This window comes from Arthrobacter sp. PvP103 (genome assembly GCF_017833075.1).
Classification (GTDB): domain Bacteria; phylum Actinomycetota; class Actinomycetes; order Actinomycetales; family Micrococcaceae; genus Arthrobacter.
On sequence record NZ_JAFIBQ010000001.1, the window covers coordinates 2553579 to 2572173 of the forward strand.

The 18595-nt window shown below is 66.1% G+C and carries 19 protein-coding genes and 1 pseudogene; 11 read left to right on the top strand and 9 right to left on the bottom strand.

The features are described 5' to 3' along the window. Positions 1-8 precede the first annotated feature (8 nt). From JOE41_RS11755 to JOE41_RS11770, 4 genes and pseudogenes are all read left to right on the top strand, one after another. Positions 9-1022, top strand: a pseudogene (locus tag JOE41_RS11755) (carbohydrate kinase); the annotation flags it as partial. 10 nt (positions 1023-1032) lie between these two features. Next, positions 1033-1542, top strand: coding sequence for a YbhB/YbcL family Raf kinase inhibitor-like protein (locus tag JOE41_RS11760; protein WP_043429208.1), 510 nt, complete (start codon positions 1033-1035; stop codon positions 1540-1542). Between the two features lie 36 nt (positions 1543-1578). After that, positions 1579-2397 carry an HAD family hydrolase gene (locus JOE41_RS11765; protein ID WP_209752442.1) on the top strand — a complete coding sequence of 273 codons (819 nt, stop codon included), beginning with the start codon at positions 1579-1581 and terminating at the stop codon, positions 2395-2397. Positions 2398-2464: 67 nt separating this feature from the next. Next, positions 2465-3193 (top strand): glycerophosphodiester phosphodiesterase, encoded by a 729-nt coding sequence (locus JOE41_RS11770; RefSeq protein WP_209753617.1) that lies wholly within the window; start codon positions 2465-2467, stop codon positions 3191-3193. Here the strand turns inward: JOE41_RS11770 and JOE41_RS11775 are convergent. The 4 genes from JOE41_RS11775 to JOE41_RS11790 all read right to left on the bottom strand — a co-directional run bounded on the left by JOE41_RS11775 (position 3190) and on the right by JOE41_RS11790 (position 8280). Further along, entirely contained in the window at positions 3190-4728 is a 1539-nt protein-coding gene (locus JOE41_RS11775; protein ID WP_209752443.1) for a bifunctional diguanylate cyclase/phosphodiesterase, read from the bottom strand. The genes JOE41_RS11770 and JOE41_RS11775 overlap by 4 nt on opposite strands. After that, a complete protein-coding gene (locus JOE41_RS11780; RefSeq protein WP_052309626.1) occupies positions 4718-5056 on the bottom strand; it encodes an STAS/SEC14 domain-containing protein in 339 nt (112 codons plus the stop codon). The genes JOE41_RS11775 and JOE41_RS11780 overlap by 11 nt, the downstream gene beginning before the upstream one ends. 127 nt (positions 5057-5183) lie before the next feature. Continuing rightward, entirely contained in the window at positions 5184-6212 is a 1029-nt protein-coding gene (locus JOE41_RS11785; protein ID WP_011689986.1) for a hypothetical protein, read from the bottom strand. A 367-nt stretch (positions 6213-6579) separates the two neighbouring features. Next, entirely contained in the window at positions 6580-8280 is a 1701-nt protein-coding gene (locus JOE41_RS11790) for an ATP-binding protein (protein WP_209752444.1), read from the bottom strand. Between the two features lie 38 nt (positions 8281-8318). Here JOE41_RS11790 and JOE41_RS11795 point away from each other — a divergent pair, with 38 nt between their 5' ends. Next, positions 8319-8690, top strand: coding sequence for an STAS/SEC14 domain-containing protein (locus JOE41_RS11795; protein WP_011689988.1), 372 nt, complete (start codon positions 8319-8321; stop codon positions 8688-8690). A gap of 53 nt (positions 8691-8743) precedes the next feature. After that, complete coding sequence (locus JOE41_RS11800; RefSeq protein WP_209752445.1) at positions 8744-9565, top strand: class I SAM-dependent methyltransferase; 822 nt, start codon at positions 8744-8746, stop codon at positions 9563-9565. A 254-nt stretch (positions 9566-9819) separates the two neighbouring features. Here JOE41_RS11800 and JOE41_RS11805 read toward each other — a convergent pair whose 3' ends face one another. Together JOE41_RS11805 and JOE41_RS11810 are read right to left on the bottom strand one after the other, a co-directional pair. Next, complete coding sequence (locus JOE41_RS11805; protein ID WP_209752446.1) at positions 9820-10794, bottom strand: NAD(P)H-hydrate dehydratase; 975 nt, start codon at positions 10792-10794, stop codon at positions 9820-9822. Beyond that, positions 10778-11566 (bottom strand): histidine phosphatase family protein, encoded by a 789-nt coding sequence (locus JOE41_RS11810; RefSeq protein ID WP_209752447.1) that lies wholly within the window; start codon positions 11564-11566, stop codon positions 10778-10780. The genes JOE41_RS11805 and JOE41_RS11810 overlap by 17 nt, the downstream gene beginning before the upstream one ends. Before the next feature lie 191 nt (positions 11567-11757). Between JOE41_RS11810 and JOE41_RS11815 the strand changes: the two genes are divergently transcribed. The 3 genes from JOE41_RS11815 to JOE41_RS11825 all read left to right on the top strand — a co-directional run bounded on the left by JOE41_RS11815 (position 11758) and on the right by JOE41_RS11825 (position 14059). Beyond that, positions 11758-12009, top strand: coding sequence for a DUF6480 family protein (locus JOE41_RS11815; protein WP_011689992.1), 252 nt, complete (start codon positions 11758-11760; stop codon positions 12007-12009). 34 nt (positions 12010-12043) lie between these two features. After that, positions 12044-12850, top strand: coding sequence for an alpha/beta fold hydrolase (locus JOE41_RS11820; RefSeq protein ID WP_209752448.1), 807 nt, complete (start codon positions 12044-12046; stop codon positions 12848-12850). Positions 12851-12934: 84 nt separating this feature from the next. Then, a complete protein-coding gene (locus JOE41_RS11825) occupies positions 12935-14059 on the top strand; it encodes a glycerate kinase (protein WP_209752449.1) in 1125 nt (374 codons plus the stop codon). Between the two features lie 21 nt (positions 14060-14080). On the opposite strand, the gene JOE41_RS11830 is transcribed toward JOE41_RS11825, so the two are convergent. Together JOE41_RS11830 and JOE41_RS11835 are read right to left on the bottom strand one after the other, a co-directional pair. Beyond that, positions 14081-14743, bottom strand: a complete 663-nt coding sequence (locus JOE41_RS11830; protein ID WP_011689995.1) for a DUF6766 family protein — start codon at positions 14741-14743, stop codon at positions 14081-14083. A 57-nt stretch (positions 14744-14800) separates the two neighbouring features. Further along, a complete protein-coding gene (locus tag JOE41_RS11835; RefSeq protein WP_209752450.1) occupies positions 14801-15292 on the bottom strand; it encodes a DUF6328 family protein in 492 nt (163 codons plus the stop codon). A 214-nt stretch (positions 15293-15506) separates the two neighbouring features. On the opposite strand from JOE41_RS11835, the gene JOE41_RS11840 reads away from it, so the two are divergent. Further along, positions 15507-16403 (top strand): SDR family oxidoreductase, encoded by an 897-nt coding sequence (locus tag JOE41_RS11840; protein ID WP_011689997.1) that lies wholly within the window; start codon positions 15507-15509, stop codon positions 16401-16403. A 49-nt stretch (positions 16404-16452) separates the two neighbouring features. Next, positions 16453-16989: a hypothetical protein gene (locus JOE41_RS11845; RefSeq protein WP_011689998.1), complete on the top strand. Its 537-nt coding sequence runs from the start codon at positions 16453-16455 to the stop codon at positions 16987-16989. A 59-nt stretch (positions 16990-17048) separates the two neighbouring features. On the opposite strand, the gene JOE41_RS11850 is transcribed toward JOE41_RS11845, so the two are convergent. After that, the gene (locus JOE41_RS11850) at positions 17049-18404 is read right to left on the bottom strand and encodes a uracil-xanthine permease family protein (protein WP_209752451.1); all 1356 of its coding nucleotides are present in this window, start codon (positions 18402-18404) and stop codon (positions 17049-17051) included. Positions 18405-18595 lie beyond the last annotated feature (191 nt).

Genomic DNA, 18595 nt, shown 5'->3' on the forward strand with positions numbered 1-18595 from the left:
TTCTCTGGCAGAGTATGACCATGCTCACAGTTATTGGCGAAGGCCTGGTCGACGTTGTCCAACGATCCTCGGGAATCGAGGCCCACGTGGGCGGCAGCCCGCTCAATGTGGCAGTTGGACTGGCGCGGCTGGACCATCCCGTGCAGTTCATCGGCAGGTTCGGGCGCGACGCCTACGGCGAGTCCGTGGCCGCCCACCTGAAATCCAGCTCGGTGATGGTGCCGCAGGGTCCGGATGCCCTGCCCACCAGCGTGGCCACCGCGTTGATAGACGACGACGGCGCCGCCAGCTACACGTTCGACCTCGCCTGGGAGCTTCCCGGCCTCGCGGACCGGCTGCCGTTCATGCTGCAGGGCACCACCCTGGTGCACACCGGTTCCATTGCCACGATGCTGGCGCCGGGCGCCGCCGAGGTGCTTGCCGCCGTCGAACACGCCCACCCGTCCGCCACCATCAGCTTCGACCCCAACTGCCGTCCCACCATCATCACCGACGTGGACTACGCCCGCAGGCAGGCGGAAAAGTTCGTCAGCCTCGCTGACGTCGTGAAGGCTTCCGACGAGGATCTCGAGTGGTTGTACCCCGGTGTGGACGTCCTGGATTCGGCCCGGCGCTGGCTTTCCCTGGGCGGTCCCGGAGGGCCCGCGCTGGTGGTGGTGACCCGCGGAGCGGCCGGCCCCTGGGGCATCACCGCCGCCGGCGAAGCCGAATTCCCTGCGCCCAAGGTGGAGGTGGCGGACACTGTGGGTGCCGGGGATTCCTTTATGGCCGCACTGATTTCCGGCCTGGTGGACCGCGGCCTGGACGGTGCACAGAACCGGAAGGAGCTGCGGGAACTGCCGGCCGAATCGCTCCGTGAACTGCTGGCCCATGCCGCGTGGGCTGCAGCCGTCACCGTGTCCCGCCCCGGAGCCAACCCGCCCACCAGGGCGGAACTCAACCACTTCGAGCTCGAAAGCCTGGAGCGCAACGCCGCGCTCTCCGGAGACGACCTGAGGAATGCCGACTCCGCCAGCAACTGAAAGGCAGCACATGTCTTCCCACCATTCGCCGTCCCTGAACGTCAGCAGCGAGTCCTTCCAGGACGGCCAAACCCTGCCGCCCGCCCAGCGCAGCGGCAAGATGCGCGCCGGCGGCAAGGATGAATCGCCGCAGTTGAGCTGGAGCGGCGCGCCGGCCGGAACCAAGGGCTATGCGGTCACGGTGTTCGATCCCGATGCCCCGGGCCGTGGCGGTTTCTGGCACTGGGCGGTGCTGGACCTCCCCGCGGGCGCCACGTCGTTGCCCGCCGGTGCGGGCGCCGAGGGCGGCCGGCTCCTTCCGGCCGGTGCGCTGCAGCTGAAGAACGACGGCGGCTTCCACGGCTACCTCGGGGCCGCGCCGCCGCCCGGACACGGCCCGCACCGCTACATCGTCACCGTCTACGCCCTCGACGTGGAGCACCTCGGCCTGGACGCCGGGTTCAGCCCGGCAAAGCTGGAAGCCAAACTGGCCGGGCACGTGCTGGGCCGCGGAACCCTCACCGGCATCTTCGAGCGCTGAGCGGCCGCCACTATCGGGCCAACGTAGACTGGCAGTATGCGGCTGGTAGCAAGTGACATTGACGGAACGATCCTCGGGCATGACGGCAAAATCAGCCATCGGACCATCCGCGCCTTCCACGCGTGCCGTGACGCCGGCGTCGAACTGGTCTTCGTGACCGGACGTCCGCCCCGCTGGCTGCACCCCCTGGAGGATCAGCTGGGGCATGCGGGAACGGTGATCTGCTCGAACGGCGCAGTGGTGTGGGACCTCGAGGCAGGCCGCCTGGTGTCCGCACGCTCGCTTGCCCTGGACGCGGTCTTCGAAGCGCGCCGCATCATCAAGCAGCTGCGGCCATCCGCGCTGTTCGCGGCGGAAACCCTCACCGGCTTCCACCTGGAGCCGGGCTTCATCGAAAACGATTCCAGTGAGCTCCTCACTGAATTTACTCCCGCCCCGCTGGCCAGCACCCTCACCGCGGACGACGCCGTGGTGAAGTTCCTGGCCATCGTCCGCGAAGGCACCGCCGACGACTTCCTGGCCGAGGTGTCACCCGCGGTGGCGCACCTCGCTTCGGCCACCCACTCAGCACCCACCGTGGCCATGCTGGAGCTCGCCTTGCCGGGCGTCAACAAAGCCGTGACGCTGGCCGAATACGCCGCCACCCTGGGCATTGACGCCGCTGATGTGGTGGCGTTCGGGGACATGCCCAACGACATAGAGATGCTGCGCTGGGCGGGCGACGGTTACGCAATGGCCAGTGGCCACCCGGAGGCCATCCGGGCAGCGGGGCAACAGGCACCCCATTTCGACGACGACGGCGTGGCCCAGATCCTCGAAGCCAAGCTCGCCGGACTTGGCGTGAAGCCCGTCTAGCCAGGCGACTGAATTGACGGACTCCCAGCCTTTCTTCGCCGCCGGAAGCGCCTCCGCGCGGATTGCGATGGCGCACCGCGGGTTTTCTCCGGACGGGCTGGAAAACTCGATGGCGGCGTTCCGCGCGGCCGTCGAACTCGGCTACCGGTACCTGGAAATGGATGTTCACACCACCGCCGACGGCGTGCTCCTGGTGTTTCACGACCCCTCGCTGGACCGTGTCACTGACGGGCAGGGCCGCATCGCCCGGCTCCCTGCCGGGACCGTTGCACGGGCACGGATCGGCGGCGTGGAACCCATCCCGCTCTTCGAAGAGATGGTCCGGGCCTTTCCCGACGTGCGGCTAAACCTTGATGTCAAGGATTGGAACTCTGTGACCGGCCTTGCCGCCGCGATTGAGAGGTACGGCGTTCACGACCACGTACTGATTGCGAGCTTCTCCGACCGCCGGCGCCGGGCTGTCGTTAAGCAGTTGAGCCGGCCGGTCGCGGCGTCCGCCGGCATGGTTTCCAACGCTCTGTTCACAATGCTCGGCCCGGTTCTTCCGGGAGCGGTCATGCGGCGGCTCCTGCGGGGCGTCCACGCGCTTCAGGTTCCGGTCAGCTACGGTGGCATCCGGGTGGTCACGCCGGCCTTTGTCCGCCGCGCCCACCGGCACGGCCTCCAGGTCCATGTGTGGACCATCAACGATCCCGCAGAGATGGACCGGCTCCTGGACCTTGGCGTTGACGGCATCGTAACCGACCGGGCAGATCTCCTCAAACAGGTGCTCCAGGACCGGGGGCAGTGGGATTAGCCGCCGTGGCGTGACGCCCGCTGAGCATCCAGCACGGCTGCGAACTCGTCCGCCGGGACCGGCCGGCCGAAGTAATATCCCTGAGCGCTGACACAGCCAATGCTGGCCAGATGCTCTGCCTGTTCCGCGTTCTCCACGCCTTCCCAGACCGCCTCGAGGCCGCAGGCCCGGATCAGCTGGAGGATTGCCGCTATCAGGGCTGGCTGGGCCGGGTCCGTCCCCAGGTCCTTCAGCAGCGAGCGGTCCACTTTGACCTTGTCCACGGGGAGCCTGCGCAGGTAGCTGATCGAGGAGTAGCCAGTGCCGAAGTCGTCGATTTCCAGCCCCACACCCAGCTTCCGCAGGCTGTTCAAGGAGTAGCGGTCCAGTTCGTTGCCGCTGACGATGGCACCTTCGGTCAGCTCGAGAACCAGCAGTTCCGGGTTGAGCTCCGCCTCGCTGAGGGCATCCCGGACCTCTTCGATGAACTCGAGGCGCTGAAGGTCCGTGGGGGAGATGTTGATGCGCATGGAGAATTCGTCGCCCGCACGGCCCTCTGCCCGCCAGTCCCTCAACTGCCGTACGGCGGTGCGCAGGACCCAGCCGCCCAGCTCGGAAATGAGTCCGGCGTCTTCCGCCAGCGGAATGAATTCGTCCGGCATCACCATCCCGCGGGACGGGTGCTTCCAGCGGACCAGGGCTTCCGCGCCTTCGATCCGCCCTGTGGTCAGGTCCACCACGGGCTGGTAATAAAGCACCAGCTCCGAGCCGGAAATGGCCGTCCGCAGGTCCTCAATGAGCTGGCTGCGCAATTGGCGGGCGTGCAGCATCGCCGGTTCGAACACCTTGAGCCGGTTGCGGCCCCCGGCCTTGGACGCGTACATGGCCACATCAGCCTCGATGAGCAGCTGTTCCGCGCTCTGGCCGGCTCCACCAATGCACAGCCCCATGCTGGCACCGCACTGGACGGAGTCGTTCTCGAGTTCCACCTGGCCGTCCAGGGAAGCGAGGATGCGGTTGCCCACGCTCGCGGCGCGGGCCAGCGTGGTAGCGGGCATCAGTACGGCGAATTCGTCTCCGCCCAGGCGGGCCACTGTGTCCGTGTCGCGGACTGAACCTTTGATGCGCTCCCCGACCGCGGCCAGGACCTGGTCACCGGCAGCATGGCCAAGGGTGTCGTTGATGCCCTTGAAGGCGTCAAGGTCCAGCAGCAGGAGCGCCGGCGGCAGGCCACCCTGCCCGGCCTCCGCCAGTGCCTCATTAATGGCGCTGACCAGAGCGGCACGGTTCGCCAGGCCCGTGAGAGAGTCCGTGAGTGCCATCTTCTGCATTTCCAGATGCGCCTCGTTGAGCAGCCGTGTGCGCAGTTCCACCCGCTGTTCCAGCTCCTGGTACATAATCTGCAGGTCCTCGGCGAGGAGGTTGGTTCCCATGATGACGGCATCCAGTTCGTCCCTGGCGGGGGACACTTCAATCCTGGAGTGCAGCTCTCCTGCGGCAAGGCGGACGATCCCGTCCAGCAGCTTGCCCAGGCGCGGATCGCCGTCAGTGAACATGGGTGGTTTCCTTCAACCACTTGAGTGCGTCAGTTTCGGACGTGAAGTAGCTCGCGGGCCCGGACTTGAAGTCACCGCCAAGGATGAAATGGGCCAGGATCCGGTCCACCGGCGTACGGCCCAGCAGTGCCCATGCAGCCACGGTGCTCACATTGCTGAAGACTGCCCTCGCCGCCCGGCTCACCGACGCTACGTCCGTCACATCCATCAGTACGGCCAACGGGGAGCCCCACTGCGGCGCCTGCAGGCCGGCAGCCAGCAGCTGTGCCGACTGTTCGTCCAAGTGCTCGTCCCGGGGAAGCACGATCCGGACAATCTGCTCTTGCATCAATCCAAGCGGCTTAGACATCAATCCCCCGAACATATGAGAGGAGCCGTTTGGCCTCCCGAGCCCCGCCGAAACTCCGGTGAGGCCTTGCGACTAAAATACACCGTCCATCCGCGTCCGGAGAGCGTTAGCGTACATCGGCCGCAAACGCGCGCACCTGGGCGCTGCGTTCCGAGGCGGCGGCATTGTCGAACAGCTCGGCAGCATCCGCCAGCCGCTGCAGCGCTTCGTCGCGCTCACCGTTGGCAAGGAGGGATTTTCCCAGCAGGAAAGAGGCTTCTCCGGCCGTTTGGGTGGCTAAAATCCCGGCTTCGGTGCAAAGCGGCCTGAGCATGTTGATGGCGGTGGCCATGTCGCCGGTCAGGAAATTCCAGTGCGCACGGGCGAAGGACATCTCGAGAAGGTCGCGGTCGCTGCCGCCCACCACTTCAGTGGCGAGTTCTGCCCGTTCAATGCAGCGAAGCGTTGCAGGTTCGGTGAGCTCAGCCTCCAGGCGCATCACCGCAGAAGCGCGGTTGAACCTGGCCCAGAGGTCCACGTCCTTTGACGGTGAGAGGCTCTCCGCAGCCATATCGTGGTAGCGGCCTCCGTCTGTCACCCTGCCGGTAAGGAACGCGACGTTTCCGATCACCCAATAGGCCTTGCCGGCGGTGTCCTCATCCACAAGCTCCGTGAGCAGGCCTTCCAGCAGGAGGCACTGTTCCCACGCTTCGTCCAGTCGGCGGCTCTCGGCGAGGGCTGCGATAAGGGCACGCTGTGCTTCCACATGGAGATAAACGTACTCGGCGTCGCCAGCCACCAGGTTGGCAGCTGCAGCAGCCGACGACACGGCATCGGGAAGCCGGCCAAGCCCTTGCTGTGCCACAGCCAGCAGCGTGTACGCCCGGGCGGCCAGCAGGGCGTGATCCGCCGAAAGCGGAGATTCGGCAAGGGACCTGGCAATTTCCAAGCACTCGGAGATCGAACCCTCGTCACGGAGGCATTCGGCTTTCAGGTAGATCATGTTCCACCAGCCGGAGTAATCCCCGGACTCCAAAGCCAGGGCGGCGGCTGCGGCGGCTTGCGCTTTTGCTGCGGCATAATCGCGATTTCTGGCGCTTTCACGGGCCTGCAGCTCGGCCACTACGTAGGGAGTCAAATTCCGGGGAGACGGCATTTGCCAATTATCCACCCTCGCTGCCCCCGCTGGAGTCGGGTCCTGGGAATTACTTTCGTATTACATGGCTTTTACGTTGATGATCCGGCCGTATAATGACGCTCGTAATGCATGATCGAACCTAATTGATTGAAAGGACCAACGGATGAAGAAGATTGCCGCAACATTCTTGCTCACCGGCGTTCTGGCTGTCGCTGGATTTGCAGCACCCGCCAACGCCGCTCCTAAGTCGGACACAACTGTCAGCAGCTCAAGTAAGACGACGACTACGCAGTCCTCCATCGGTTGGTGGCCTAACTAGTTCGGCGAGAAGACTGCCCCCGGATTCTATATCCGGGGGCAGTTTCGTTTAAGGTCCGGCCACAGGTTACGGGCCGGAAACGGGCAGCTGAACAGTGATGGTGGTGCCTGCGCCGAGCTCGGAGCTGACCGCCAAATACCCCCTGTGCGACTTCACGATGTCGTGCGCAATGGCAAGCCCCAGGCCGCTGCCCGGCACGGCAGTGGAAGTGGCATTGGAGGCACGGAAAAACCGGGTAAAAAGATGCGGGATTTCTTCCTCCGGGATTCCGACCCCCGTGTCGCGGACATGAACATTTACCCCCGGCTCCCCGTCCGTCATTGCCTGAAAACGGCAGCTGACAACAATCCTGCCTCCGTGTGGCGTGAATTTGATGGCATTTGAAACAAGGTTGGTAAACACCTGCTCCAGCTGGACTTCATCGGCGATAATCGCGGGGTCGCCGTCGCAGAGCTCCAGTGAGATGGAAACGTCACCCAGTTCCGCCAGCGGACGCAGCGCCACCGTCACGATCTGCAGGGTGTGCCCCAGCTGGACCGGACCCAGGTGCAGGTTGGCGCCGTCGTAGTCCTGGCGGGAAACGGTGAGCATATCCTCGATCAGCCGGCGGAGCCGCTCTGAGTTACGGACAATGATGTCCAGCATCCGGCTCACTTCGGGGGGCACGGGCCCCCCCACACCGTCCTGGATCATGTCCAGGTAGGCGGAGATGGACGTCAGCGGGGTCCGGAGCTCATGGTTGACGGTGGCCAGGAAGTCGGTCTTCGCCTGGTCAAGCTGCCGCAGTTGCTTGACCACCTGTTGCTGGGCGCTCATCAGATGGCTTTGGATGAGCCCGTACGCCACGTTGCCGGCAACGTGCTGGATCAGGGAGATTTCGGTGCGTGTCCAGACCCGCGGCTCGTCCAGCTGCGCAATCCATATGACGCCCAGCGATGACTTTCCCTCGCCCACGGGAACGAATGCGGACGCCCACGGGCCCATATCTTCTGACCAGGCCGCCAGTTCCTGGTCCTCAGGGGACCATTCGTGGACGTGGTGGTCCTCCACCGCAAGAACTTCGGCCTCCGACCACAGCCGGTCCGCTACGCGGTGCGCGGAGGACTCTTGGAGCCCCAGTCCGTCCGGGACCGGGGGGAGGCCGGGACGGTGCCACTCGGCGGAAATCCGGGGCACGCGGTCGTCGTCGAACGTGGTGAACAGTACGCGGTCGGCACCGAACGTCTCCCCGAATCCCGTCACCAGGCAATCCGAAATCAGGCGGGGATCGTGCGTGGCACGGATGTTGGAGGAGACCAGGCGGAGCTTTTCACGCAGCCGTTCGGCGCTTTGCCGGGCGTCGGAGCGTTGTGCGGCGCGGCTGATCAGGACGTCCGCCCTGTGGACCAGCTCGTCCGGCGCGGCAGGCTTCGCGATGTAGTCCGCCATGCCGAGCGTCCGGAGGCTTTCCGCCGCGGATTCGTCGGCCAGATCGACGAGGAGAAGCAGTGGTGCATCCACCGGCGGGCCCCCAAAAGAATGGTCCGCGACGATGATGCTGGGCTTGTGCTGCTCCAGGAGCCCGGTCAAAATTTCGTGGCTTGAGGCCGTGGAGACCTCGAACCCCGCGGCTACCAGGACCCCGGCCGTGGCGGACAGGCGTCCGCTGTCCGGATCCGCCACGATGGCCGTGCGTGGTACGAGTGAATTCTCCGCCGTCTGAATTACCACACTGCCCCCTTCGGTCCCCGGTTGAGTACATTGTAGGGTGACATGGGTCGCACGCATTCCGTGCAGGCCAAACCCTGGCGGGAGGAAGCGCGGATATGTCCGGAGACAGCGAGGTGGGCACGGAAGCGGGATTGACGCTGGGAGGCGACGGAATCCTTCGGCTGACGTGGCCGCGGGGGGCCGCGATAACGGCCGCGGATGCGGAGCGCGCCATGCTCAGGGTGAACCAGTTATGCGGCGATGACCGGCACCCCATGCTGGTGGACATGGCCACCACCGCAGACGTGTCCCGCGGCGCCCGCGCAGTGTTCGGCCGCCCGTGCCAGGCCTCCCGGATAGCCCTGTTGGGGTCCTCGCCGGTTGACCGGGTCCTGGCAAACTTCTTCCTGGGGATCAACGCGGTGCCGTGCCCCACCAAGTTCTTCACATCTGAGCGGGACGCACTGACGTGGCTTGCTCTCACATGACCCGTGGCGCCTAATTTTCCGGGCGTCACCACCGGTGCCCTTATATTTGGACAATGCTCGCCGCCCTGAAAAAGTATCTGCTGGTCCCCAAGTTAGTGCGGTTGTCCGCGGGCGCGCCGCGGGACCATCACATTGCCTGGGACCGGTTCTGGTCCAATGTGAAAACCACGGGAGCCTCCGGCGACGTGCTGTGGGACTCCGGAAGCGACCACGAGATGCAGGGCTACGTGGACAGGCTCAGGCTGCACCTGGACCCCGGGCTGCCGATTGTGGACATCGGGTGCGGCAACGGCAGCTTCACCAGGCAGCTGGCCGGGCATTTCCCGCATGCGGTGGGGGTCGACGTTTCTGCGCACGCAGTCCGGCGTGCCCGCGCCGAGACTGCCGGTCTGGCCAACATTTCCTACGCCGTCGCTGATATGACGGCATCCGGTGCGGGCAGCGGACTGCTGGAGGAGCTTGCCGTACTGGACACGGGAGGCAAGGCAGGAGGTGGAGCGAATGTATTCATCCGCGGCGTGCTGCACGTCCTGGGCGAACGTGACCGGCATGCCTTGGCTGAAAATGCCCGCGCCATTACGCGGGCGAACGGCCGCGTCTTCCTGGCCGAAACCAACTTCCGGGGAAACGCCGTGGACTACGTGACGCACCTCGGCGCAACGCTCCGGTCCATTCCCGCGCCGCTTGAAGGCGCCATTCGCGGGCTGCCGATGCCGGGACGCTTCGGCCCCAAGGAGCGGAGCCTGGCATTCCCGGCCAGTCGCTGGGAGCTAATCGAGGAGGGGCCCACGACGATCGAGACGATGCCCTTGTCCAACCCCGCGCGGTCCGACCTCATCCCCGGATACTTTGCGGTGCTGGAGGCAAGGAACTAGGAGCCGCTTCCGCACCCCGTGCGGCCCGATGCTAGCCGCGGCCCATGCTGGTTAAGGGGTCGCCGTCCGCCTCGGACGGATCCGCGCGCAGGTCGCCCGGTTCCGGTTCGGGCAGGCCCCCGGGGCCGGGGGCGCTGCGCCGGGAAGAGTCGCTCAATCCCGGTTGTCGTCGGGATCCGGCGTATGCCCGTCGTCGGTTCTGGGCGCTGTGCCCGCCAGGTCCTCAACGGCGGTCCTGGCCGGTTGGGAAGCCTTTAGGTGCCAAGTTCCATCATCAGGGCGGGCAGTTCATCAGCCAGTTCACGGGCCAGGTACCCGAGGCTGCCGAACCGGCTCGCCAGCCTGTCGCCGGCGGCGGCATGGAGGTGGGTGCCCCAGCACGTCGCCTGTGCATCCGATGTTCCCCGGGCGCGCAGGCCTGCGATGGCACCGGCCAGGATGTCCCCGCTGCCGGAGGTGCCCAGGCCGCCGTAGCCGGTGGTGATTTCCCACAGCTGGATATTGCCGGTTCCGGGGGCGTTCCCCGGGCTTCCGCCCTCCTTCCCGCCCGGACCGGGGTCGGCGATGACACCCTGGCAACTCACCACGGCACCGTAACGCCGGGCAATTTCCGCAACGTCCCGGTGCAGGTCCTCGACCTCCCGTCCCAGCAGGACTCCGGATTCGGTGACGTTCGGGGTCAGGATGAGCCGCCCTGCCCATGGTCCGAGTTCGCCGAGGAGCCCCGGAAGGCAGCCCAAAGCGTAGGCGTCGAGTACCAGCGCCGGCCTGCTGGCGGAGCCGCCGGGGTTTCGTCCGTCGCCGCCGGCGTTCCCGGAATCCAGTTTCAGCAGCTCCCTCAGGAGGGACTCCGCTTCGTCCATGTCGTCCAGGCCCGGTCCCACCAGGACGGCCGCGGCTTTGTCCAGTTCTTCGGCCAGGACCGATACCCCGGAACCTTCGACGGCGCCGTCGTGCGTTTCAGCGAGGCCCACCACCCCCGCTTCCGGGAGGGCCACCGCAACCTGCACCGCGGTGGAACCGGCGACTGCCAGGGTCAGCCGGCCCGCGCCGGCGCGCAGGGCCGCCGTGCCCGCCAGAAGCGCCGCGCCGGGGGTCTTTCGGGCTCCGCCGATGACCAGCACGGATCCGCGGTCGTCCTTGCCCGATCCGCCTCCCGGAAGCGGCCAGTCGCGCAGCAGGGTGGGCGTGACCGGCTGTGCCGCCGTTTTGCTATGCGGGGTGGACATTGGCATCTCCCGCATGTTCGGTCACCGGCACGCCTTCGCTGACCAGGTGGTCGGCCATGTTGAAGCTCTCCAGGATCCAGGGCCCGCCTCCCTCAGGGCGGACGAACCGCGTGAGGGAAGCGTTGAGGATGGTGGACGTCGCGGCAATATCGAGGAGTTCCGGTTCGGTGAGCCCTTCCAGGATGTAGCGGAACAGCAGGATCAGGGCGTCATGGCACACGAGCATGATCCGGCCGCCGCCGGGTTGCCGTTCAAGATCGGCCAGGAGGGAGCGGAGCCGAAGCACGACGTCTGCCCAGGACTCGCCGCCGGGTGGCCGGTAGTAGAACTTCCCCAGCCAGCGCCGCCGCGCCGCCTCCTCCGGCAGCCGGGCCTCCACGCCCGCGGAGGTCAGCATGTCCAGGATGCCCAGTTCCCTGTCGCGGAGCCGTTCGTCAATGAGGATACCTGCGGGCCAGCCGCCGGTTTTCACGGCGAGCTCGGCCGTCTGCCGGGCGCGGACGTAGGGCGAAGACCACACTCCCGCGGGCCGCTGATCCTCCGGAAAATCAGCGAACAGCCTGCCCAGGGCGAGGGCCTGATCGCGTCCGGTGGCGGAAAGTTCCACGTCGGCGTCCCGGGCCGGAACGTCGATGACGTGGGCTCCGGCCTGTCTGGCCATCGTCGCGGCCACGTTCCCCGCGCTCTCGCCGTGACGCACCAGCACAAGCTCGGTCAGTCCAGTTCCCGTGGGACCTCTTCCGGAAGAATTGCGGTCATAGGATTGCGGCATTGCTACCCCCTTGGTCCGGGCCCGTTTCCCGGGCCGCGTGCGCCCTCATTGGCTGCGTATAGCTCAGGAAAGCCCACGTTACTACTGCCTGTGAGTCCTTGTCGCGGTAATCAGGGAAGGCTAGGCTGGCCACCCATCAGCCTGCACGTCTCCGCTATCCCACGAGGCGGACCCCGAAGAACGGACCAAACATGAGCACCTACCACCCGGAGAACGACCCCTCGAATCCGGACCGGCCCGGCAGCGCCGAAGCGGCCTCCGGGCGGCCGGAAACTGACAAAACGGAAGCAAAAGACCGGGCATCCAAGGACCCGGCGGCCACCGCGAACCCCGACCCGCTGGAAGGCAACATCACCGGACTGGAGCCCGGCGGCGGTGTTCCGCCCGGCGAAACGCCACCAGCGGAAGACTCCATGAGCGGCGACCAGGGGCACGAGGAATAGCTGGATCCTGGCCGCGGAGGGCTATTGTCGACGGATGAAGGGTGCCGTAACCACAGACGTCGAAGCCGGGGGCCTCCGCGGTCGGATGTACGCTTCGCGTGCCACATCGGACGTCCGGCCCCGCGCGGACGCCCCGACCTTTGTCCTCATCCACGGGATCGGCGTCTCCCACCGCTACCTTGTCCGGCTGCACCACGTCCTGGCCGGGGTGGCGGACACTATCTCGATCGACCTTCCGGGCTTCGGCTCCACTCCGCGCCCGGACCGCCAGCTCATGGTGGCGGACCAGGCAGCCTTTATCCATGACGTCCTGGATCAGGCCGGGGTGGGGCCGCGGGTCCTGGTGGGCCACTCCATGGGGGCTCAGTTCGTCCTGGAAGCCGCCCTGCAGCGGCCGGAACAGGTGCCGCACGTGGTGCTGATGGGACCCGTGGTGGATGTCCGGCGCCGCACGCTGCCCCGCCAGATCCTGGCGCTGACCAAGGACGCGCTCCTCCATGAAACCCCCGGTTCGAACGCCTTGGTGTTCAGTGACTACCTGCGTTGCGGGCCACTCTGGTACCTCAAGGAGCTGCGGGTCATGATGAACTACCGGACCGAGGAGCGGATCCGCGGGCTAACCACGCCTGTGATGATCCTTCGCGGCGCTTCCGACCCCATCGCAACAGGGGAGTGGTGCCGCATCCTTGCGCGGCGCGCACCGGCGGGGACGCTGGTGGAGGTCCCCGGCTGCGGTCACGTAGTCCAGCACACCGGCACGGCCCAGGTGGCCGACGCGATCACCGGCTTTACCGGCCTCCCCGGCTCCGGTGCCCCGGAACAGACCGTGAACCGTCAGTAGTCCTGCCCGTCCGGCCGCCTCGTAGCGTCTGCTACGTTACAGGTCAGGCAAGCGCTTTCCGGGAGATGCTGGCAGGATAGACACATGCGCATTCTCATTGCTCCGGACAAGTTCAAAGGGTCACTTACCGCTGCCGAGGCGGCCAGCGCCATCGCCGAGGGGGCGCTGCGCGTCTATCCGGATGCGGTCGCCACGCAATTCCCCGTGGCCGACGGCGGGGAGGGCACCCTGGAAGCTGCCGTCGCCGCCGGCTACGAGGAACGGCTGAACGCCGTCGTCGGTCCCATTCTGGCGCCCATCGGTGCCGCCTGGGCCCTCCGCAAGGATGCGTTCGGCGGTGCAACCGCAGTGATTGAGACCGCCCAGGCATCGGGGCTCGCGCACATGGAACCTACGCCCGCGAATGCGCTGCGCGCCCACAGCTACGGCTGTGGCCAGCTGATCGCTGCCGCACTGGACACCGGAGCCTCGGAAATCGTGCTGGGGGTGGGCGGCTCTGCCATGACCGACGGCGGCAGCGGCGCTTTGCGCGCCCTGGGCCTGAAGCCGCTGGACGCGGCCGGAAACGTGGTTCCCCTGGGCGGCGGTTCCCTCGTGGACGTTGTGGACGTGGATGTGTCGGGCCTGGACCCCCGGCTGGGGTCCGTGAAGTTCCGGATCGCAGTGGATGTCCAGAACCCGCTGTTCGGAAGCGATGGAGCGGCCCACGTCTTCGGCCCGCAGAAAGGGGCCGACGCGGACGCCGTGGAGCTGCTGGACGCCGGGCTCCGCAACTGGGGTTCCGTTCTGCGGCAGGCCACGGGACGCGACGTCAACGTTCCCGGAGCCGGCGCGGCCGGGGGGTTCCCGGCGTCGTTCCTTGCCTTCAGCGGCGCCACCCTCGAAGGCGGCTTCGCCCTGGTGGCGGGCCTGACCGGCCTTGCCGGCCAGCTGGCTGAGGCTGACCTGGTGATCACCGGTGAAGGGTCAATGGACTCGCAGTCGTTGACCGGCAAGGCCCCGATTGCCCTGGCGGACGCAGCACGCGAGCGGGGCATCCCGGTCATAGTGGTGGCCGGTCGCATCCTGGTCACCCCGGAGGACCTTGCCGAGCACGGCGTGGTGGCCGCGGCTCAGTTGCTGGACGTCGCAACCAGCCCGGAAGACGCCATCGCCAACGCCGCGAAGTACCTCACCTGGGCCACAAGCCAGGTCCTCGAAGGGGCCTGACGCGGCACCCCAGGATTGCAGCTAGGCGCCGGTCTCGTAGTGCGGTTCCGCCACAGGTTTGGACTCGGGGGAGCCCCGTTCGCGCAGGTAGACAGAAGCCCCGACCAGGACGGCTACGGCCAGGAATTCGCTCTGCCAGTTCTGGAATGACTCAAACCAGAACCGGCTCGTGGCGAGGTAGCCAAGGAGCGTCACGCCAGGCTGTCCGTGGCTTTGCTGCTCCTGGCTGTATTCCTCACTGCCGCCGACGGCATGGAGGGTGAAGGATGCGAGGAACAGCAGCAGGAACATGATCGACAGTGAGTGTTCGTACAACTTGAGCACCACCCCTCCACGGCGCACAGGCCACGGAGTGGAGGCCTTCACCGTTGCGTTCCGAGGGTCTTGGTCCTGCGGCGCTGTGCGGTCCATCGGTTTGGATTCCGAGGAGCCCTTCTGGAAGAGGAAGACCGTCAGGATGACATACATGCCCATCTGCAGGAATTCCGATTCCCAGTTCTCGAAGGTCGCTTCCAGGAATGCGCCGGTGGCAAGGTAGCCGGCAATTCCTACTGCCGGCTGTCCGTGCGCGAGCTGGTCTTCGCTGTAGTCGCTTGCGCCGCTGACTATCATGCCGCTGAAGAACAGTGCGAACAGTCCAATGTTGGCAAGCATCAGCCCGTGTTCCTTAACCCACTTCTTCATGGCGCCTCCCGGAGGGTTTGATTGGATTCTGGCGCAGGTCCCGCCCTGGCACTGTGGTTAAACCTTCGATGCCCGTTTGAGGAGCCAGTTCGGCACGAGGACAAGCAGCAGGACCATGGCGGTGAGGAGTCCTCCGCCTGCGAGGAGTCCGGCATCCCGCCCGGCGGTCACATCGAACACGAGTGACGCTGTTCCCGCGCTGAGGAGTGCGACGCCGGTAAGCGCCACTTTTGCTATCCGGTCCGCACTCGAGACGAGCGTCTTCTTGAGCTGCTTACGGAAGAGCCTGCGGTGCACGCTGACCGGAAGGAGAATGACGGCGGTGGTCAGTGCGGCAAGGATCACGTTGGCCAGATAGAGCCCCACCTGGTAGTCGTCCAGTGTCTTGAACCGCTCCTGGAAAGGAATGGTCAGGAGGAAACCCGCGAGGATCTGCACTCCCGTCTGCAGTACCCGGAGCTCCTGGATCAGCTCTCCCCAGTTGCGGTCCATCTGCTGATTGACGGATTCGTTCCTGCCGTCGCCAACCACCGCGTCGCCTTCTGACATGGGCTCACCTCCGGGCCTGGCACGCCGCCGCGCGCAACTAACTCTCAACCTAGGCTTGAAGCCTTCGTCAAGCAATACTCCGTTTGCAGGGCAATACTAAGTTTGCTGACTAATTTGTCCAAAACGATGGACTTGCCCTGTCTGCTGGGATAGTTTCGAAGGGCCGGTCACGGACCGGACCCAGCACAAAACCGAGACGCTAGCGAGGTGGACTATGACGGACAACAAGAAGGACCACCAGCCGCGGGACCCCAGGACGGGCTACCACGAGGGGCCGTTCCCGGAGCAGGTCCAGGAGCAGCCCGGGCTTACGGCTCCCATGGAGCCGCAGCCGGACCACGGCGAGGAAAGCTACGAGGGAAGCAGCGCGCTCACCGGTAAGGCGGCGCTCATCACCGGCGGGGATTCCGGGATCGGCAGGGCCGTGGCCATTGCGTTCGCCCGCGAGGGGGCCGACGTCGCGATTTCCTATCTCCCGGAAGAGGAAGCCGACGCCCAGGACACGGCGGCGTGGATCCGCAAGGCCGGGCAACGGGCCCTGTTGCTGCCGGGCGACGGCCGCAGCGAAGAGTTCAGCACCCGGATCGTGGCGGATACCCTGGCGGAGTTCGGCAGGCTGGACGTGGTGGTGCTGAACGCGGCCTACCAAAAGAACCGCGACAGCTTTGAGACGCTTCCCACTGAGGAATTCGACCGCGTCTTCAAGACGAACCTGTATTCCCTGCTCTGGACGGCCAGGGCGGCAGTGCCCCACCTCAAGGCGGGCGCATCCATCATCACCACCGCCTCCATCCAGGCTTTCAACCCGTCGCCGGGGCTCATCGACTACGCCATGACGAAGGGCGCCCAGGTCGCCTTCACCAAGGCGCTGGCCCAGGAGCTTGGCCCCAAGGGCATCCGGGTCAACGCCGTTGCACCCGGACCCATCTGGACGCCGCTGATTCCCGCCACTGAATGGCCGGAAAAGCTGCCGAAGTTCGGCCAGGACACTCCCCTCGGGCGGGCGGGACAGCCCGCGGAGCTCGCTGCAGCCTACGTCCTGCTTGCTTCCGACCACGGCTCCTACATCTCCGGGGCAGTTCTTCCGGTGACAGGCGGTAAGGGCCTCTAGCGCTTGCCACAGACTTTCCATTCACGCCCGACTACCCAGGAGGAACGACATGACGCAGGAGAACCAAGGCACGCCCATCGAGGAAGAAGGCGGCTACGGAACGCCCACAGTCGAGCAGGAAATGGGCGGCGCGGACACGAAGAAATTCGCCCAGCCGCGTGAGGAAGAGGCCTTCGACGCGGCCGGCCTGAGCCAGGACAGCCCCGACGGCGAAACCTACCCCGCCGGGGTGCCTGACCTCAGCCAGTTCGGCGCCGAGGACCAGGACAGTGCAGGAGAACCCGGAGCAGGACGCTTCGGAGGAACGGAGGACCAGATGAACGCAGAAAACGAAAGCGCAGACCCCGGCTTTGAGCCGGAGAACACCGAGCCGGAGAACACAGGGCAGTCAGCCGAAGGCGACGTCGCAGTGCCGTCCGCGGATGCGGAGATGGATGAGTCCAATACGGAGGATCCCGACGCCGGACGGCCGTTCTCCTCGGAACCTAACCCGGACGCGGCCGGGATTCCGGACGGCAGCGGCACCGACCTGCCGGACAGCAAGGCGCCCAAGGACCGCGGCGACGACAGTTTCGACGCCGGATAATTCGGCGTCGGCTTAACAGCCCGGGCGGGCGGCTGCACTGCGGCCGCCCGCCCGCGTTTTTAAGGGCGCTTTTTCGGCGTCCGCTTGGCCGCGGCGTTGATTGCGGCCTTGACTGCCGGGGGCAGCCCCGCCTGTTCGGTTTCCGGTTCCGCGACGCTGCCGCGGGCCTTCGCGATCGCCTTCATGCCGTGGTAGATCACCAGCGCGGCAGCTGAGCCCAGCGCGATGCCGGTGAACGTCAGTTCGCCGATGGTCCAGGTGTAGTTGGCGATGCCGATAATCAGGGCCACCGCTGCGGTGGTCAGGTTGACCGGGTTGGAGAAGTTGACCTTGTTCTGGACCCAGATCTTGACGCCCAGGATGCCGATCATGCCGTAGAGCATGGTGGCGGCCCCGCCCAGCACCCCCGGGGGAACCGTGGCGATCAGTTCGCCGAATTTGGGGGAGAAGCTCAGGACGATCGCGAAGATGCCGGCCACCCAGTAAGCCGCCGTCGAATACACTTTTGTGGCGGCCATGACACCGATGTTTTCGGCATAGGTGGTGGTTCCGGAACCGCCGCCGAAGCCGGCCAGCACCGTGGCGGCACCATCCGCCATCAGGGCGCGGCCGGACACGCCGTCGAGGTTCTGGCCGGTCATGGCGGACACGGACTTCACGTGGCCGATGTTTTCGGCAACCAGCACCAGCACCACGGGAACGAAGAGGCCCACCACGCCAAGGTGGAATTCGGGAGTCTGGAAATGCGGCAGCCCCACCCACGCGGCAGCGTCCATTTTGGCGTAGTCCACCTCGCCGCGGATCATGGCCACCAAGTAGCCCACCACCACGCCCACCAGGATGCTGAGCCGGCCCAGGATGCCCTTGAACAGCACGCTGACCAGGATGATGGTGGCGAGGGTGATCGCCGCGGTGACGGGGGCGGCGTCGAAGTTGTTTTTCGCGGCCGGCGCCAGGTTCAGCCCGATTAGGGCCACAATGGCACCGGTGACGATGGGGGGCATCAGGCGGTTGATCCAGCCGGCCCCGAATTTTTGGACCACGGCGCCGATGACGGCCAGCCCGGCGCCCGCGAGAACCACGCCGCCCAGTGCGCCGGGAATCCCGAACTGCTGCTGGGAGGCCATGATCGGGGCAATGAAGGCAAAGCTCGAACCGAGGTAGCTGGGCACCTTGCCCTGCGTAATCACCAGGAAGAGCAAAGTTCCAATGCCGGAGAAGAACAGTGTGGTGGCCGGCGGCATGCCGGTAATGATGGGCACCAGGAACGTGGCACCGAACATGGCCACCACGTGCTGCATTCCCACCCCGATGGTGAGGGGCCAGGTGAGCCGTTCACCGGGTGCCACCACCTCACCGGGCCGGACCGACTTTCCGTTGCCGTGAAGCTTCCATTTGGTACCAAGCATGCTCATGGCCGGGAGCCTTTCAAAGAAAATGGGTGTCGGGAGCGGGGAAGGAATCTTCCGGAGCAACATTACCGCGCGGGCCGTGCAGTTCGCCGCTGTGTGGAACGTCACGCGCGGTTGCGGGAAGAGGAAAGATTCGCTTGAAGTTGCAACTATGGAGAGCAGAACCGCCGGCCGCCTCCGGGTGCGCAGGCCCA

What these genes read in the sequence shown, in the direction of transcription:
- JOE41_RS11775 (WP_209752443.1), bottom strand. Translation starts at nt 4,728, where the DNA reads ATGTTCACTGACGGCGATCCGCGCCTGGGCAAGCTGCTGGACGGGATC.
- JOE41_RS11835 (WP_209752450.1), bottom strand. Translation starts at nt 15,292, where the DNA reads ATGTCAGAAGGCGACGCGGTGGTTGGCGACGGCAGGAACGAATCCGTC.
- JOE41_RS11830 (WP_011689995.1), bottom strand. Translation starts at nt 14,743, where the DNA reads ATGAAGAAGTGGGTTAAGGAACACGGGCTGATGCTTGCCAACATTGGA.
- JOE41_RS11815 (WP_011689992.1), top strand. Translation starts at nt 11,758, where the DNA reads ATGAGCACCTACCACCCGGAGAACGACCCCTCGAATCCGGACCGGCCC.
- JOE41_RS11840 (WP_011689997.1), top strand. Translation starts at nt 15,507, where the DNA reads ATGACGGACAACAAGAAGGACCACCAGCCGCGGGACCCCAGGACGGGC.
- JOE41_RS11820 (WP_209752448.1), top strand. Translation starts at nt 12,044, where the DNA reads ATGAAGGGTGCCGTAACCACAGACGTCGAAGCCGGGGGCCTCCGCGGT.
- JOE41_RS11810 (WP_209752447.1), bottom strand. Translation starts at nt 11,566, where the DNA reads ATGCCGCAATCCTATGACCGCAATTCTTCCGGAAGAGGTCCCACGGGA.
- JOE41_RS11765 (WP_209752442.1), top strand. Translation starts at nt 1,579, where the DNA reads ATGCGGCTGGTAGCAAGTGACATTGACGGAACGATCCTCGGGCATGAC.
- JOE41_RS11850 (WP_209752451.1), bottom strand. Translation starts at nt 18,404, where the DNA reads ATGAGCATGCTTGGTACCAAATGGAAGCTTCACGGCAACGGAAAGTCG.
- JOE41_RS11785 (WP_011689986.1), bottom strand. Translation starts at nt 6,212, where the DNA reads ATGCCGTCTCCCCGGAATTTGACTCCCTACGTAGTGGCCGAGCTGCAG.
- JOE41_RS11805 (WP_209752446.1), bottom strand. Translation starts at nt 10,794, where the DNA reads ATGTCCACCCCGCATAGCAAAACGGCGGCACAGCCGGTCACGCCCACC.
- JOE41_RS11845 (WP_011689998.1), top strand. Translation starts at nt 16,453, where the DNA reads ATGACGCAGGAGAACCAAGGCACGCCCATCGAGGAAGAAGGCGGCTAC.
- JOE41_RS11825 (WP_209752449.1), top strand. Translation starts at nt 12,935, where the DNA reads ATGCGCATTCTCATTGCTCCGGACAAGTTCAAAGGGTCACTTACCGCT.
- JOE41_RS11780 (WP_052309626.1), bottom strand. Translation starts at nt 5,056, where the DNA reads ATGCAAGAGCAGATTGTCCGGATCGTGCTTCCCCGGGACGAGCACTTG.
- JOE41_RS11795 (WP_011689988.1), top strand. Translation starts at nt 8,319, where the DNA reads ATGTCCGGAGACAGCGAGGTGGGCACGGAAGCGGGATTGACGCTGGGA.
- JOE41_RS11790 (WP_209752444.1), bottom strand. Translation starts at nt 8,280, where the DNA reads ATGCGTGCGACCCATGTCACCCTACAATGTACTCAACCGGGGACCGAA.
- JOE41_RS11800 (WP_209752445.1), top strand. Translation starts at nt 8,744, where the DNA reads ATGCTCGCCGCCCTGAAAAAGTATCTGCTGGTCCCCAAGTTAGTGCGG.
- JOE41_RS11770 (WP_209753617.1), top strand. Translation starts at nt 2,465, where the DNA reads ATGGCGCACCGCGGGTTTTCTCCGGACGGGCTGGAAAACTCGATGGCG.
- JOE41_RS11760 (WP_043429208.1), top strand. Translation starts at nt 1,033, where the DNA reads ATGTCTTCCCACCATTCGCCGTCCCTGAACGTCAGCAGCGAGTCCTTC.